The organism is Stenotrophomonas sp. GQ19, assembly GCF_059758695.1.
Genome location: NZ_JCAXES010000001.1, coordinates 24374 through 40162 on the forward strand (window position 1 = coordinate 24374; position 15789 = coordinate 40162).

The window sequence follows — 15789 nt, forward strand, 5'->3', positions numbered from 1 at the left end:
ACAATGGTCGGATGCCTCTGATTACTCTGCAAAACGTCGACTTCAGCGTCGGCGGCCCCCTGTTGCTGGAAAAAGCCGAACTGTCGATCGAACCGGGCGAGCGTATCGCCCTGATCGGCCGCAATGGCGCCGGCAAATCGACCCTGCTCAAGCTGCTGTCCGGCGACCACAAGCCCGACGACGGAGAAGTCCGCGTGCAGCAGGGGGTGCGCATCACCCGCCTGGAACAGGAAGTCCCACACGGTGCCGCCGGCAGCGTGTTCGACGTGGTGGCCGACGGCCTGGGCGAGCTGGGCCAGTGGCTGGCCGAGTTCCATCACCTGAGCATGGCCGACGAGTTCGACGGCGATGCCTTGTCGGCCGTGCAGGCCAAGATCGACGCTGCCAACGGCTGGGGTCTGGACCAGCGCGTCAGCGAAACCCTGACCAAGCTTGACCTGGACGGCGAAGCCGAATTCGCGCGCCTGTCCGGCGGCATGAAGCGCCGCGTGCTGCTCGGCCGCGCGCTGGTGTCCTCGCCGGACCTGCTGCTGCTCGACGAACCGACCAACCACCTGGACATCGAAGCCATCGACTGGCTGGAAATGTTCCTCAAGAACTGGAACGGCAGCGTGGTGTTCGTCACCCATGACCGTCGCTTCCTGCGTGCACTGGCCACCCGCATCGTCGAAATCGACCGGGGCCAGGTCACCAGCTGGCCGGGCGACTGGGCCAACTACGAGCGCCGCCGCGAAGAACGCCTCAATGCGCAGGCGCAGGAAAATGCGCGCTTCGACAAGCTGCTGGCGCAGGAAGAAATCTGGATCCGCCAGGGCATCAAGGCCCGCCGCACCCGCGACGAGGGCCGCGTGCGCCGCCTCAAGGCGATGCGCAATGATCGCTCGCAGCGCCGCGAACTCGGCGGCAACGTGCGCATGGAAGCGGCGCAGGCGGAGAACTCCGGCAAGAAGGTCATCGACGTCAAGGACATCTCCTTCGCCTTTGGCGAACGCGTGATGGTCAAGGATTTTGAAACCGTCATCCTGCGCGGCGACCGGATTGGCCTGATCGGGCCCAACGGCAGCGGCAAGACCACGCTGCTGAAGCTGCTGCTGGGCGACCTACAGCCGCAGAGCGGTGAAGTGCGCGCCGGCACCAACCTGCAGATCGCCTACTTCGACCAGTACCGTGCGGTGCTGCGCGAAGACTGGACCGCGATCGAGAACGTGGCCGAAGGCCGCGATTTCATCGAGTTCAACGGCAAGCGCAAGCATGTGCATGCCTACCTGCAGGACTTCCTGTTCTCGCCCGAGCGCGCCCGCGCGCCGATCACCCGCCTGTCCGGTGGCGAGCGCAACCGCCTGCTGTTGGCCAAGCTCTTCGCGCAGCCGTCCAACCTGCTGGTGATGGACGAACCGACCAACGACCTGGACGTGGAAACCCTGGAGCTGCTCGAAGAGCTGCTCAGCGATTACGCGGGCACCTTGTTGCTGGTCAGCCATGACCGTGATTTCCTCGACAACGTGGTGACCTCCACGATGGTGATGGAAGGCGACGGCGTGGTGGGCGAGTACGTGGGCGGCTACAGCGACTGGCAGCAGCATGCCGCGCGCGTGGCGGCGGCGGCTGCCGCGGCACCGGTGGTGGCGGGCAAGTCGTCCGCTCCGGTAGCGGCAGCACCGGCCGAGCCGGCCGCTGCCAAGCGCAAGCTGAGCTACAAGGACGCGCGCGAACTGGAACAGTTGCCGCTGAAGATTGAAACCCTGGAGAAGGACGTCGAAGGCCTCACCGCCGCGATGAACGACCCGGCGTTCTACCAGCGCAGCGCGGCGGACATGGCGGCGCACAATGCGAAGCTTGCCAAGGTGCAGGCCGAGCTGGATGCGGCGTACGCGCGCTGGGAAGAACTGGACGCGTGACGCGCCCGTAGAGCCGGGCTCTGCCCGGCTTGGGTCGGGTGTTCATGGCGCCGGACGAAGGGCAGCCGACCAACGGTCGGCTCTACCCGGTGGGGTTCATGGCCTGGACGGAGGCAGCCGACCAACGGTCGGCTCTACCGGTCAGGCGTTCATGGCGCCGGACGAAGGGCAGCCGACCAACGGTCGGCTCTACCGTGGTCATTTCAACCCGTGCAGGTCCCGCAGTTGCGTGGGGCGCGAGCCGAAGTAGGCGGCCAGGTCGGCGATGTCCTGGTCGCTCAGGTCGGTCGCCTGCGGGGTCATCAACGCGTGCTGGCGGTCGCCGGCGCGGTACGCCTGCAGTGCGTGGGCCAGGTAGTCACCGTACTGCCCACCCAACTTCGGGTAGGTCGGGTCGATCGGCTTGTTGCCGTCGGCGCCGTGGCAGTCGATGCAGCTCTGGCCGGTGGCCTTGCCCTTGACCTGGGCACGGGCCTCGCCGGCGGCGATGCGTCCGGTGGGTAGACCGGCCGATGAGCCGGACCCGTGCTCGCCACTGGCGTGGCCCGGGTCGGCGGCGGAATCTGCGCTGTTTTCCACCTGCGACTGCGAACACGCAGCCAGCAGCAGGGCAACGGACAGGGCGATGGCATAACGCTTGAAGGGCGCGGCTTTCGTCATGGGCGGTGCTTACTTGACGGTGGACAGGTAAACAGCGAGATCGGCGATCTCCTGTTCGCTGAAACTCATGGACTGCGCCTGCATCGTCGGATGCTTGCGCTTGCCCTGGCGGTACTCGCTCAGCGCCTGGCTGAGGTACTGCTGGGTCTGCCCACCAATCTTGGGCACCCTGTAGCTGGGGTAGGCGTTCTTGTAGCCGGTGATGCCGTGGCACCCCTGGCAGGTGTAGGCCAGGACCCGACCATTGTCGAAACTGCCCGTCAGCCCAGCCGGAGCGGCGGGGGCGGGCGGGGTGGCGGCAGGGGCGGGTACGGGTGCGGCAGGTGCGGCGGGTACTGCTGGAGCAGTTGCGGCCTGTGCGGCGGCCCCGAGGGGCAGGAGGACGGCCAGAAGACAAGCGGCGAGCGGCTGCGGGCGCATGATGTCCTTTCCGGTGTACGGGTCTGGTCGTTCCGGCGTGGGGTACGGAACTGGCCCGAGTATAGCCTGCGTTTTCATCTAGCTGAAACCGGGGTCGGTAAGGGCGTTGCCGCAGGTCACCATGACCTTTGGGATATGGTGTGATCGTGACGTGGTGCATTACTTTGCTACCACACCTGCCCACGCATCCCTCAGGGACACGACGATGTCGCGAAATTCTTTCCTGCACGGCCGCACCGGAACCTGCGCCGCTGCACTGCTGATCACCACCTCGCTGCTGCTCAGCGGCTGCGGCGCTGGCGCCGGCGCCACCGATGCGCAAGCCGCCGAAAAAGACCCCAAGGCTGAAAAAGCCGTCGACGCCGTACCGGTCGAGGCGGTCGCCGCCAGCCGTCGCGCCGTCGCTGCCAGCTACACCGGCACCGCCGCGCTGGAAGCGCGCGCCGAATCGCAGGTGGTGGCCAAGACATCCGGCGTTGCCTTGGCGGTCCTGGTCGAAGAGGGCCAGGCCGTGCGTGCCGGGCAGCCGCTGGTGCGCCTGGACCCGGACCGTGCGCGGCTGGCCGTGGCGCAGAGCGAAGCGGTGATGCGCAAGCTGGAGAACAACTACCAGCGTGCGCAGAAGCTGATCGGCCAGCAGATGGTCAGCGCCGCCGATGTGGACCAGATCAAGTACGACGTGGAGAACGCCCGGGCGCAGTACCGCCTGGCCACGCTGGAACTGTCCTACACCACGGTGGTTGCACCGATCTCCGGCGTGATCGCCTCGCGCTCGATCAAGACCGGCAACTTCGTGCAGATCAACACGCCGATCTTCCGCATCATCGACAACTCGCGCCTGGAGGCCACCCTCAATGTGCCCGAACGCGAACTGGCCACGCTGCGCGCCGGCCAGCCGGTGACGCTGGTGGCCGATGCGCTGCCGGGCAAGTCGTTCCCCGGCGTGGTCGACCGCATCTCGCCGGTGGTCGATGCCGGCAGCGGCACCTTCCGCGTGGTCAGTGGCTTCGGCGAAGACGCACAGGGCCTGCAACCGGGCATGTTCGGCCGCATCCGCATCGACTACGACCAGCGCGCCGATGCACTGGTGGTGCCGCGCCTGGCGCTGCTCGACGATGGCGAGCCGGCGGTGTTCCGGGTGCGCGCGGGCAAGGTGGCACGGGTGCCGGTGAAGCTGGGCTACGCCGAAGGCCCGTGGGTGGAAATCCGCGAGGGCCTGGCCGAAGGCGACCAGGTGGTGACCGCTGGCAAGGTGGCGCTGCGTGATGGCACGGCGGTGCAGGTGATCGGCGACAAGCCGGCCACCGCCACCGCATCGGCGCAACCGGCGAAAAAGGCGGAGAGCCGTCAATGACCTCGGCCGGCAACGACCACGGCAACGATCCGCACCACGGCGACCGCCCGGGTGCACAGGGCGGGGGGCTGGTGGAATTTGCCACCCGTCGCCGCGTCACCATCGCCATGTGCACGGTGACGCTGATGCTGTTCGGCGTCATCGCGCTGGGCAACCTCAAGGTCAACCTGCTGCCCGACCTGAGCTATCCCACCCTGACCGTACGCACCGAATACACCGGCGCGGCCCCCACCGAAATTGAAACCCTGATCAGCGAACCGGTCGAAGAGGCCGTGGGCGTGGTCAAGAACCTGCGCAAGCTCAAGTCGGTCTCGCGTACCGGGCAGAGCGACGTCGTGCTCGAGTTCGCCTGGGGCACCAACATGGACCAGGCCAGCCTGGAAGTGCGCGACAAGATGGAAGCGCTGAACCTGCCGCTGGAGGCCAAGGCTCCGGTGCTGCTGCGCTTCAATCCGTCCACCGAACCGATCATGCGCCTGGTGATCTCGGCCAAGGCCGACGCCGCCACCGATGCCGACGCGGTCCGCCAGCTCACCGAGCTGCGGCGCTATGCCGACGAAGACCTGAAGAAGAAGCTCGAACCGGTGGCCGGCGTGGCCGCGGTCAAGGTGGGCGGCGGCCTGGAAGACGAGATCCAGGTCGACATCGACCAGCAGAAGCTGGCCCAGCTCAACCTGCCGATCGACAACGTGATCAAGCGGCTCAAGGAAGAGAACATCAATATCTCCGGCGGTCGCCTGGAGGAAGGCTCGCAGCGCTTCTTGGTGCGTACCGTCAACCAGTTCGCCGACCTGGAGGACATCCGCAACCTGCTGGTGACCACCCAGGGCAGCAACGGCAGCGCCGCCGACGCGGCCATGCAGCAGATGTTCGCCATTGCCGCCTCGACCGGCTCGGATGCGGCCGTTGCCGCCGCCTCGGCTGCGCAGAGCGCGTCCAGCAGCAGTTCCTCGACCATCGCCAATGGCGTGCCGGTGCGGCTGAAGGACGTTGCCAGCGTGCGCCAGGGCTACAAGGAACGCGAGGCGATCATCCGCCTGGGCGGCAAGGAAGCGGTTGAACTGGCAATCTACAAGGAAGGCGACGCCAACACCGTGGCCACCGCCGAGGCGCTGCGCGCGAAGCTGGAGCAGATCAAGGCGCAGATTCCGGGCGACGCCCAGCTGACCACCATCGAAGACCAGTCGCGCTTCATCGAACACGCCATCAGTGACGTCAAAAAGGACGCGGTGATCGGCGGCCTGCTGGCCATCCTGATCATCTTCCTGTTCCTGCGCGATGGCTGGAGCACGTTCGTGATCAGCCTGTCGCTGCCGGTCTCGATCATCACCACGTTCTTCTTCATGGGCCAGATGGGCCTGAGCCTCAACGTGATGTCGCTGGGCGGCTTGGCGTTGGCCACCGGCCTGGTGGTGGACGACTCGATCGTGGTGCTGGAGAGCATCGCCAAGGCGCGTGAGCGTGGCCTGGGCATCCTGCAGGCGGCCATTGCCGGTACCCGCGAAGTGAGCATGGCGGTGGTCGCCTCGACCCTGACCACCATCGCGGTGTTTCTGCCGCTGGTGTTCGTCGATGGCATCGCCGGGCAGCTGTTCCGCGACCAGGCGCTGACCGTGGCAATCGCCATTGCGATCTCGCTGCTGGTGTCGATGACCCTGATTCCGATGCTGAGCTCGCTCAAGGGCCGCCCGCCGCTGGCGTTCCCGGACGAGCCGGCACACGCAGCATGGCAGCCCGAGAAGCGCTGGCTCAAGCCGGTGGCCAGTGGCCGCCGCGGCGTCGGTGCGCTGGTCCGCTGGGCCTGCTTCGGCGTGGCCTGGGCAATCATCCGCGTGTGGCGCGGCGTGGTGGCCGTTGTCGGGCCGGTGATGCGCAAGGCCAGCGACGTGGCGATGAAGCCCTATGCGGGCGCCGAACGCGGCTATCTCAAGCTGCTGCCGGGCGCGCTGCATCATCCGGGCAAGGTCCTGGGCTTTGCCGCGCTGGCCTTTGTAGCCACCATGGCGCTGGTGCCGATGCTGGGCGCCGACCTGATCCCGCAGCTGGCCCAGGACCGCTTTGAAATGACCGCCAAGCTGCCGGCCGGCACGCCGCTCAAGCAGACCGATGCGCTGGTCCGCGAACTGCAGCTGGCCCATGCCAAGGACGACCAGATCGCGTCGCTGTATGGCGTCAGCGGCAGCGGCACGCGGCTGGATGCCAGCCCGACCGAAAGCGGTGAGAACATCGGCAAGCTCACCGTGGTGATGGCCGGTGGCGGCGATGCGCGCACGGAAGCGGCCATCACCGAGCGCCTGCGCGATTCGATGCAGCAGCACCCGGGTGTGCAGGTCGATTTCGCACGACCGGCCTTGTTCAGCTTCTCCACCCCGCTGGAAGTGGAGCTGCGCGGCCAGGACATGGCCACGCTGGAGCGCGCGGGCCAGGCACTGGCTGCGATGCTGCGCAACAACCCGCACTACGCCGACGTCAAATCCACGGTGGAAGAGGGCTTCCCGGAAATCCAGATCCGCTTCGACCAGGAACGCGCCGGTGCGCTGGGCCTGACCACCCGCCAGATCGCCGATGTGGTGGTGAAGAAAGTGCGCGGCGACGTCGCCACCCGCTACAGCTTCCGCGACCGTAAGATCGACGTGCTGGTGCGTGCACAGGAAGGCGACCGCGCCAGCGTGGAGAGCATCCGCCGGTTGATCGTCAACCCGGGCAGCAGTCGTCCGGTCACGCTGGACGCGGTGGCCGAAGTGGTCGCCACCAACGGCCCCAGCGAGATCCATCGCGCCGACCAGACCCGCGTGGCGGTGGTCTCGGCCAACCTGCGCGACATCGACCTGGGCGGCGCGGTGCGCGAGGTGCACGACATGGTGGCCAAGCAGCCGCTGGGGGCCGGCGTGGGCATGCACATCGGCGGGCAGGGCGAGGAGCTGGCCGAATCGGCACGCTCGCTGATCTTCGCCTTCGGCCTGGCGATCTTCCTGGTGTACCTGGTGATGGCCTCGCAGTTCGAGTCGCTGCTGCACCCGTTCGTCATCCTGTTCACCATTCCGCTGGCGCTGGTCGGGGCGATCCTGGCCCTGATGCTCACCGGCAAGCCGATCTCGGTGGTGGTGTTCATCGGCTTGATCCTTCTGGTGGGGTTGGTGACCAAGAACGCGATCATCCTGATCGACAAGGTCAACCAGCTGCGCGAAGCCGGGGTACCCAAGCAGGACGCATTGGTGGAAGGCGCCCGCTCGCGCCTGCGTCCGATCATCATGACCACCCTGTGCACGCTGTTCGGCTTCCTGCCGCTGGCGGTGGCGATGGGCGAGGGTGCCGAAGTGCGCGCGCCGATGGCGATCACCGTGATCGGTGGCCTGCTGGTGTCCACGCTGCTCACCCTGGTGGTGATCCCGGTGGTATACGACCTGCTCGACCGCCGCGGTGATGCCTACTACCGCGAGCGCGGCCGCAAGCATGCCGGCCACGCCGAGCCCGTCGGTGGCGCCGCGCAGGAGCCGGCATGAGCATCGCCGAGTTCTCCATCCGCCGCCCCATCACCACCATCATGTGTTTCGTGTCGCTGGTGGTGGTGGGACTGATCGCCTCGTTCCGGCTGCCGCTGGAAGCGCTGCCGGACATCTCCGCGCCGTTCTTGTTCGTGCAGGTGCCCTATACCGGCTCCACCCCGGAGGAGGTGGAGCGCAACATCATCCGCCCCACCGAAGAAGCGCTGGCCACCATGACCGGGATCAAGCGCATGCGCTCCTCGGCCACCGCCGAAGGCGCCAGCATCTTCATCGAGTTCACCGACTGGGACCGTGACATCGCCATCGCTGCCTCGGATGCACGTGAGCGCATCGATGCGATCCGCAGCGACCTGCCCGACGACCTGCAACGCTACAACGTGTTCAAGTGGTCCAGCAGCGACGAACCGGTACTGAAGGTGCGGCTGGCCAGCAGTACCGACCTGACCGGCGCGTACGACATGCTCGACCGCGAGTTCAAGCGGCGCATCGAACGCATCCCCGGCGTGGCCCGGGTCAACATCTCCGGTGCACCGCCGAACGAAGTGGAAATCGCGATCAGCCCCGACCGGCTCACCGCGCACAACCTCAGCATCAACGAGCTCAGCGACCGCCTGCGCACGCTGAACTTCTCCATCTCGGCCGGGCAGATCGACGATAACGGCCAGCGTGTGCGCATCCAGCCGGTGGGTGAAATCACCGACCTGCAGGAGCTGCGCGACCTGGTGATCGACACCAAGGGCCTGCGCCTGGGCGACATCGCCGAGATCCGGCTCAAGCCCACCCGCATGAACTACGGCCGTCGCCTGGACGGCAACCCGGCGGTGGGCCTGGACATCTACAAGGAACGCAGCGCCAACCTGGTGGAGGTCTCGCGCGCCGCATTGGCGGAAGTGGAGGCCATCCGCACCCAGCCGTCGATGCGCGACGTGCAGATCAAGGTCATCGACAACCAGGGCAAGACCGTGACCTCCTCGCTGCTGGAACTGGCCGAAGCCGGCGCGGTGGGCCTGCTGCTGTCGGTGACGGTGCTGTTCTTCTTCCTGCGCCATTGGCCGTCTACGCTGATGGTGACGCTGGCGATACCGATCTGTTTCGTGATCACGCTGGGCTTCATGTACTTCGCCGGGGTCACCCTCAATATTCTGACCATGATGGGCCTGCTGCTGGCGGTGGGCATGCTGGTGGACAACGCCGTGGTGGTGGTGGAGAGCATCTACCAGGAACGTGAGCGCATGCCCGACCAGCCGCGGCTGGCCTCGATCATCGGCACCCGCAACGTGGCCATCGCGCTGAGCGCCGGCACCTTGTGCCACTGCATCGTGTTCGTGCCCAACCTGTTCGGCGAAACCAACAACATCAGCATCTTCATGGCGCAGATCGCGATCACCATCTCGGTGTCGCTGCTGGCCTCATGGCTGGTCGCGGTCAGCCTGATCCCGATGCTGTCCGCACGCATGCAGACGCCCAAACTGGTGCATTCGGAAACCGGCGTGATCGCCCGCCTGCAGCGCCGCTACGCCAAGGTGCTGCAGTGGACGCTGGAACACCGCGGCTGGAGCGTGTTCGGCATCCTCATGGTGGTGCTGGTCAGCCTGGTGCCGATGAAGCTGACCAAGATCGACATGTTCGGTGGCGAGGGCGGCAAGGACATCTTCATCGGCTACAACTGGAAGGGGGCCTACACCTACAGCCAGATGTCCGAGGAGGTCGCGCGGGTCGAGCGCTATCTGGACGAGAATCGCGAGAAGCTGCACATCACCCAGGTCTATTCCTGGTACAGCGAGCAGGAAGGCAGCAGCACCACCGTGACCTTCGATGAGAAGCATGCCGACAACCTGCCCGCCGTGCAGGAGGCGCTGCGCAAGGGCTTGCCGCGATCGGCGCGCACCGATTACATCGTCGGCAACCAGGGCGGCGATGGTGGCGGTGGCGGTGGCAACCAGTCGGTGCAGGTGCAGTTGGTGGGCGACTCGACCAAGATGCTGCAGGAGATCGGCGAAGACGTGGTGCCGCTGCTGGCGCGGCGCAAGGAACTGCGCGACGTGCGCATCGACAATGGCGAGAAGGGCAGCGAGCTGTCCATCCACGTCGACCGCGAACGCGCGGCCGCGTTTGGCTTCAATGCCGAGCAGGTGGCCAGTTTCGTCGGCCTGGCGCTGCGTGGCGCACCGCTGCGCGAGTTCCGCCGCGGTGACAGCGAGGTGCCGGTATGGGTGCGTTTCGCCGGGGCCGAGCAGAGCAGCCCGGAAGACCTGGCCAGCTTCACCGTGCGCACCGGCGACGGTCGCTCGGTGCCGCTGCTGAGTCTGGTCGATGTCTCGATCAAGCCCTCGGCCACCCAGGTGGGCCGTACCAACCGCCAGACCACGCTAACCATCAAGGCCAACCTGGCCGAGAAGGTCACCGCGCCTGAAGCACGCAAGGCGATGGAGGAAACCCTCACGCCGATGAGCTTCCCGGCCGGCTACACCTTCACCTTCGATGGCGGCGATTACGGCAACGACAACGAGGCCATGCAGCAGATGCTGTTCAACCTGATCATCGCGCTGGTGATGATCTATGTGGTGATGGCCGCAGTGTTCGAATCGCTGCTGTTCCCCGCGGCTATCATGAGCGGGGTGTTGTTCTCGATCTTCGGGGTGTTCTGGCTGTTCTGGATCACCGGCACCTCGTTCGGGATCATGTCCTTCATCGGCATCCTGGTGCTGATGGGCGTGGTGGTGAACAACGGGATCGTGATGATCGAGCACATCAACAACCTGCGCCGGCGTGGCATGGGCCGCACCCAGGCGCTGGTGGAAGGCTCACGCGAGCGCCTGCGCCCGATCATGATGACCATGGGCACGGCCATCCTGGCGATGGTGCCGATCTCGCTGACCGACACCCAGCTGCTCGGCGACGGCCCGCCGTACTACCCGATGGCCCGCGCCATCGCCGGCGGCCTGGCGTTCTCCACCGTGGTCAGCCTGCTGTTCCTGCCGACCATCTACGCCATGCTCGACGACATGAGCAGCGCGGTCTCCCGCATCATCCGCCGCGCCCGCGGCCTGCCGGCCAAGGGCGAAGCAGCAACGGCCGCGTAGCGCCACAGAATCCGGTAGAGCCGACCGTTGGTCGGCTCCACGGAATGTGTAGGCACCGGCCGTTGGTCAGCGCCACGGAATGTGTAGGCACCGGCCGTTGCCCGGCTCCACGGAATGCGTAGATACCGGCCGTTGCCCGGTACACGATCGAACGGCAGCCGACCAACGGTCGGCTCTACCGATGTATCCGGGCATCCGCGTTCGCCCACGATGCGTAGGCACCGGCCGTTGCCCGGATCCGGTAGTGCCGGCCGCTGGCCGGCTCCACGGAATGCGTAGATACCGGCCGTTGCCCGGTACACGAACGAACCGCAGCCGACCAACGGTCGGCTCTACCGATGTATCCGGGCATCCGCGTTCGCCCACGATGCGTAGGTACCGGCCGTTGCCCGGATCCGGTAGTGCCGGCCGCTGGCCGGCTCCACGGAATGCGTAGATGCCGGCCGTTGCCCGGTACACGAACGAACCACAGCCGATCCACGGTCGACACCCAACACCCCGTCCGACAACAAAAAAGGCCACGCAGTGCGTGGCCTCTTGCTTGTGCCGGCGCGCAGCGCTTACCCCGCCACCTTGCCCCACACCTGCAGCCCGGTCAGCCACAACCCCAACATGCTGCCCAGGTTGGTCAGCATGAAGGTCAACACCACCCGGGTTACCCGGTTGCGGTACCAGCCCTTCACGCTCTGCGCGTCGTCGCGCAGCTTGAGGAAATCCTCATACGCCGGCTTGCGCAGGCGCGTTTCCACCAGCGCAGCGAACGCGCCGGTTGGAATGCTCAAACGGAACGGCTTGAACGGCGCCACCACGATCGCGGTCAGGATGCTCAGCGGATGGCTGCCCGCCAGCAGGCAGCCCAGGCCCGCCAGGCCGCCGGTGTACATCGCCCAGGTCAGCAGCAGCTCGCCGCCCATGCCCAGGCCGCCCCGGTAGAAGCCCAGTGCGATCCCGGCCAGCACCACCGCCAGGATGGTCAGCGTGATCCAGGGAATGTTGCGCTTCTTCGGCACCGCTTCCAGCGACTCGCGCAGCGGGCCGGGGGCGTCGGTATCGGTTTCCAGGTACTTGGCCAGGCCGGCCAGATGCCCGGCGCCGACCACCGCCAGCACCTCGCGCTGGGCCGGGTCGTGCACTTCGCGCAGGCGCGTGGCCATGTAGCGGTCGCGCTCGCCGATGATGGTTTCATACAGCGCGGGGCTTTCGCTGGCGAACTCGCCGAAGCTGGCTTCCAGCATGTCGCCCTGCTTGAGCTTTTCGATCTCGTCTTCGCCAACCTCGTCGGACGCGAACAGGCCGGCGCCCAGGCCCATCACCAGCTTGATCCGGCCGAAGAACCCCAGCCGCTGCGAGGCGCGCTTGAAGGTCAGGCCCACTTCGCGGTCGATCAGGTGCACCGGCAGGTTGTGTTCGTTGGCCAGGGTCACCGCACGCTTCAGTTCGGCGCCCGGCTCGATGCCGAGCTGCTCGGCCAGCCGACGCTGGTAGGCGGCCAGCGCCAGGTTGGCGGCGAACAGCGCCACGCGGCCCTTGCGGATGACCTCGACCAGATCCAGCTTGGCCAGTGCATCGGGGTTGGTCAGTGCCTGCAGGCGTTGGGCGTCCAGTTCCACGGCGACGGCGTCGAAGCGGCCACTGCCGATCGCCCGTTCCACCGCTTCCACGCTGGCCTGGGACACGTGCGCGGTGCCGAGCAGGGTGTAGCGCACGCCGTCGCGTTCGACCACGCGGACGGGCTGGCCGGCGAACAGGGTGTCGCCGGTGTCATCGAGTTGGGGTTCAGTCATTGCATCATTCATTCGAAGGGGCGCTGTCGGCACCATCGCCGAGCGCGCGCTGCATCTGGACGGTGTCCAGCCAGCGGCCATGCTTGCGGCCGAGGCCGCGGAAAATGCCCACGGTGTGGAAACCGAAGCGCTCGTGCAGTTTGATCGAGGCGGTGTTGGTCGGCTCACCGATCACCGCCACCATCTGCCGGTAACCGCGTGCGACGCAGGCGTCGATCAGGCCCTGCATCAGCGCGGTGCCGACGCCACGGCCCTGGAAGGCGGCATCCACGTAGACCGAGTTTTCCACGGTCCACTGGTAGGCGATGCGCCCGCGGTAGGTGTTGGCGTAGGCATACCCGGCCACTTGGCCATCGACCTCGGCCACGATGTAGGGAAAGCCGCGGCCCACGATGTCGTGCATGCGCCGCCGCATTTCCGCTGCGTCGGGCACGTCGTACTCGTAGGTGTTGACCAGGTCGGTGACCTCCACCGCGTAGATCGCGGTGATGGCATCGATGTCGGTATCGCGGGCGTCGCGCAGCAGCACGGTCACGGGGTGGGGGTCCTGGGGTCAGTCGATGTAGCGCTTGAGCAGGTCGCCGTATGCATCGATGCGGCGATCACGCAGGAACGGCCAGATGCGGCGCACGTGCTCGCTGCGCTGCAGGTCCACCTCGCACAGGAGCACGGTGGGCTCGCCACCGGCTTCGGCGATGAACTCGCCCTGCGGGCCGAGGACGTGGCTGTTGCCCCAGAACTGGATGCCCGAGGCACCCAGCGGCGAGGCTTCATGGCCCACGCGGTTGCAGCTCAGTACCGGCACGCCGTTGGCCACGGCATGGCCGCGGTGGCTGAGCACCCAGGCATCGCGCTGGCGGCCCTGTTCGTCCTGCTGGTCGTCCGGGTCCCAGCCGATGGCGGTGGGGTAGAGCAGCAGTTCGGCGCCGGCCAGCGCCATGAGGCGGGCGGCTTCGGGGTACCACTGGTCCCAGCAGACGAGCACGCCGAGGCGGCCGACGGAGGTGTCGATCGGCTTGAAGCCGATGTCGCCTGGGGTGAAGTAGAACTTTTCGTAGAAGCCCGGATCGTCCGGGATGTGCATCTTGCGATACTTGCCCAGCAGCGTGCCGTCCTTTTCGAAGACGACGGCGGTGTTGTGATACAGGCCGGCGGCACGGCGTTCGAACAGGGAGCCGACGATGACCACGCCGTGCTTTTTGGCCAGTGCGCCAAGGCGTTTGGTGCTGGGGCCGGGGATCGGCTCGGCGAGGTCGAATTCGTCCACCGACTCGTGCTGGCAGAAGTACGCGCCGTTGTGCAGTTCCTGCAGCAGGATCAGCTTGGCACCCTGGGCGGCCGCTTCCGCCACGCGCGTTTCGATCACGGCCAGATTGGCGGCGGCGTCACCGTGGTTGCGCTCCTGGATCAGGGCGACGGAAAGGGTGTGGCGTGAGCTCATCCGGGTGCGGTCCTGCAGGGGGAAAAACCCAGTTTATCGCGGATGGGTGCACGCAGCGTGCTGGGCGCTAAATGCGCGGCGGGCACCTGCTCGTAGAGCCGGGCTCTGCCCGGCTGGACCGTATCCGTAGAGCCGGGCTCTGCCCGGCTGCCTCACCACCACGTCAAACCGACAGCCGTGGCTTGGGAATGCCCGAGCTGGGCCGGCAGGGATGGGGGTACGGGACACGCCGTGAACCCATCCATGGGGGCTCGTAGAAAACATCCATGTTTTCTACGGTCCCGCACCCCCATCCCCGCCGGCCCCAGACGGTGTGCAGGAGGCCACGGGAGAGCAATCGCCGTCATGCGCACTGTCTTTTTCCGTGGCCACCTGATCACTGTCGAAGGCGGGTCGGGGCGGGCTTGCGGGGGTGTGAGCCGCATGGATGCGGCGACCAAGCCCCCAAGGATGGGTTCACGGCGTCCCCCGCAAGCTCGCCCCGACCTGCCAGTCCCGCGAGCGCGCAGACACCCGTGCGTTGCCGAAAACGAAAAGCGCCGGGACAAAGCCCGGCGCCAGTGTGTCGATCTGCGGTGTGGCGTTACGCCAGCAACCCTTCCGGCAACTGCATGGTGATGCAGTGCAGGCTGCCGTTCTGCCAGATCAGCGAGCGGCACGGCACCGGGACGATCTCGCGGTCCGGGTAGGCCTGCGCCAGCACGGCGCGGGCGGCCTCGTCGGCGACATCCCCGTAGGCCGGCATCAGCACCGCGCCGTTGAGGATCAGGTAATTGGCGTAGGACGCCGCCAGCCGGCGGCCGTCGTCGATCACCGGCTGTGCCCACGGCAGCGGGAACAGGCGGTACGGCGCACCGTCGGCGGTCCGCAGCGCGGCCAGCTCGTTACCCATCGCCTGCAGTTCGGCGAAGTGCGAATCGCTGCTGTCATCGCAGGCCTGGTAGACGATGCTGTCCACCGAGGCGAAGCGTGCCAGCGTGTCGATGTGCGCGTCGGTGTCGTCGCCTTCGAGATAACCGTGGTCCAGCCACAACACACGATCCTGCTGCAGCCAGCCCGCCAGGTCGGTGCTGAGCGCGGCACGCTCGCGGTCCGGATGGCGTTCGTGCAGGCACTGCCAGGTGGTCAGCAGCGTGCCCGCACCGTCGGTTTCGATACCGCCGCCTTCCAGCGCGAACGGAATGCTCTGCACCTCCGCGTTCGGCGCGAACACGCCCGCAGCGTGCAGTACGCCGACCAGCTGGTCGTCCAGGCTCGCGTCGAACTTGCCGCCCCAGCCAGTGAAGCGGAAATCGAGCAGCCGGAAGCCGCCGTCGGCGCGCTTGAGCGTGATCGGGCCCGAATCGCGCAGCCACGTGTCGTCGTACTGCGCGGTGACGAACCGGACCCGGTCCACGTCGATCCGGTTGGAGCGCAGGCGCGCATCGGCGTAGGCCTCCAGATCATCGTCGGCAACGATGATCAGCACCGGCTGGAAGCGCGTGATGGCCGCCACCAGGGCGATGTAGGTGTCCTCGACGTCACCCAGGCGGTCGGCCCAGTCGGTGTCGGCGTGGGGCCAGGCGATCAGGATGGCGGACTGGGTTTCCCATTCGGCCGGAAAGCGGAGCGTGTCGTTCATGGTCTCGGTGCGATGGCCCGCC

10 protein-coding genes are annotated in these 15789 nt (G+C 66.9%); 4 read left to right on the plus strand and 6 right to left on the minus strand.

The genetic code is table 11. The features are described from left to right. The first annotated feature begins 11 nt into the window (after positions 1-11). Complete coding sequence (locus tag AC6CHL_RS00125; protein WP_463600794.1) at positions 12-1898, plus strand: ATP-binding cassette domain-containing protein; 1887 nt, start codon at positions 12-14, stop codon at positions 1896-1898. 198 nt (positions 1899-2096) lie between these two features. Here AC6CHL_RS00125 and AC6CHL_RS00130 read toward each other — a convergent pair whose 3' ends face one another. Beyond that, entirely contained in the window at positions 2097-2558 is a 462-nt protein-coding gene (locus tag AC6CHL_RS00130; protein ID WP_038688828.1) for a c-type cytochrome, read from the minus strand. Positions 2559-2567: 9 nt separating this feature from the next. Continuing rightward, on the minus strand, positions 2568-2978 hold the full coding sequence (locus AC6CHL_RS00135) for a c-type cytochrome (RefSeq protein ID WP_038692290.1): 411 nt from the start codon (positions 2976-2978) through the stop codon (positions 2568-2570). Positions 2979-3183: 205 nt separating this feature from the next. Here AC6CHL_RS00135 and AC6CHL_RS00140 point away from each other — a divergent pair, with 205 nt between their 5' ends. Genes AC6CHL_RS00140 through AC6CHL_RS00150 form a run of 3 tightly spaced genes read left to right on the plus strand, consistent with a single transcriptional unit; the run spans position 3184 to position 10921 of the window. Further along, on the plus strand, positions 3184-4332 hold the full coding sequence (locus AC6CHL_RS00140) for an efflux RND transporter periplasmic adaptor subunit (RefSeq protein WP_447593164.1): 1149 nt from the start codon (positions 3184-3186) through the stop codon (positions 4330-4332). Beyond that, entirely contained in the window at positions 4329-7835 is a 3507-nt protein-coding gene (locus tag AC6CHL_RS00145; protein WP_498292702.1) for an efflux RND transporter permease subunit, read from the plus strand. The genes AC6CHL_RS00140 and AC6CHL_RS00145 overlap by 4 nt, the downstream gene beginning before the upstream one ends. Beyond that, a complete protein-coding gene (locus AC6CHL_RS00150; protein WP_038688822.1) occupies positions 7832-10921 on the plus strand; it encodes an efflux RND transporter permease subunit in 3090 nt (1029 codons plus the stop codon). The genes AC6CHL_RS00145 and AC6CHL_RS00150 overlap by 4 nt, the downstream gene beginning before the upstream one ends. A gap of 560 nt (positions 10922-11481) precedes the next feature. Here the strand turns inward: AC6CHL_RS00150 and AC6CHL_RS00155 are convergent. The 4 genes from AC6CHL_RS00155 to AC6CHL_RS00170 form a co-directional block, all read right to left on the minus strand. Then, a complete protein-coding gene (locus AC6CHL_RS00155) occupies positions 11482-12717 on the minus strand; it encodes a TraB/GumN family protein (RefSeq protein ID WP_038688820.1) in 1236 nt (411 codons plus the stop codon). After that, positions 12710-13240: a GNAT family N-acetyltransferase gene (locus AC6CHL_RS00160; protein ID WP_498292704.1), complete on the minus strand. Its 531-nt coding sequence runs from the start codon at positions 13238-13240 to the stop codon at positions 12710-12712. The genes AC6CHL_RS00155 and AC6CHL_RS00160 overlap by 8 nt, the downstream gene beginning before the upstream one ends. A gap of 18 nt (positions 13241-13258) precedes the next feature. Next, a complete protein-coding gene (locus tag AC6CHL_RS00165; RefSeq protein ID WP_498292705.1) occupies positions 13259-14146 on the minus strand; it encodes a carbon-nitrogen hydrolase in 888 nt (295 codons plus the stop codon). A gap of 583 nt (positions 14147-14729) precedes the next feature. Then, entirely contained in the window at positions 14730-15767 is a 1038-nt protein-coding gene (locus AC6CHL_RS00170; protein ID WP_498292707.1) for an agmatine deiminase family protein, read from the minus strand. Between the last annotated feature and the right edge of the window lie 22 nt (positions 15768-15789).

Bases quoted from the DNA above. Each gene is read 5' to 3' on its own strand.
- AC6CHL_RS00135 (WP_038692290.1), bottom strand. From the start codon at position 2,978: ATGCGCCCGCAGCCGCTCGCCGCTTGTCTTCTGGCCGTCCTCCTGCCC.
- AC6CHL_RS00145 (WP_498292702.1), top strand. From the start codon at position 4,329: ATGACCTCGGCCGGCAACGACCACGGCAACGATCCGCACCACGGCGAC.
- AC6CHL_RS00150 (WP_038688822.1), top strand. From the start codon at position 7,832: ATGAGCATCGCCGAGTTCTCCATCCGCCGCCCCATCACCACCATCATG.
- AC6CHL_RS00155 (WP_038688820.1), bottom strand. From the start codon at position 12,717: ATGAATGATGCAATGACTGAACCCCAACTCGATGACACCGGCGACACC.
- AC6CHL_RS00165 (WP_498292705.1), bottom strand. From the start codon at position 14,146: ATGAGCTCACGCCACACCCTTTCCGTCGCCCTGATCCAGGAGCGCAAC.
- AC6CHL_RS00170 (WP_498292707.1), bottom strand. From the start codon at position 15,767: ATGAACGACACGCTCCGCTTTCCGGCCGAATGGGAAACCCAGTCCGCC.
- AC6CHL_RS00125 (WP_463600794.1), top strand. From the start codon at position 12: ATGCCTCTGATTACTCTGCAAAACGTCGACTTCAGCGTCGGCGGCCCC.
- AC6CHL_RS00130 (WP_038688828.1), bottom strand. From the start codon at position 2,558: ATGACGAAAGCCGCGCCCTTCAAGCGTTATGCCATCGCCCTGTCCGTT.
- AC6CHL_RS00140 (WP_447593164.1), top strand. From the start codon at position 3,184: ATGTCGCGAAATTCTTTCCTGCACGGCCGCACCGGAACCTGCGCCGCT.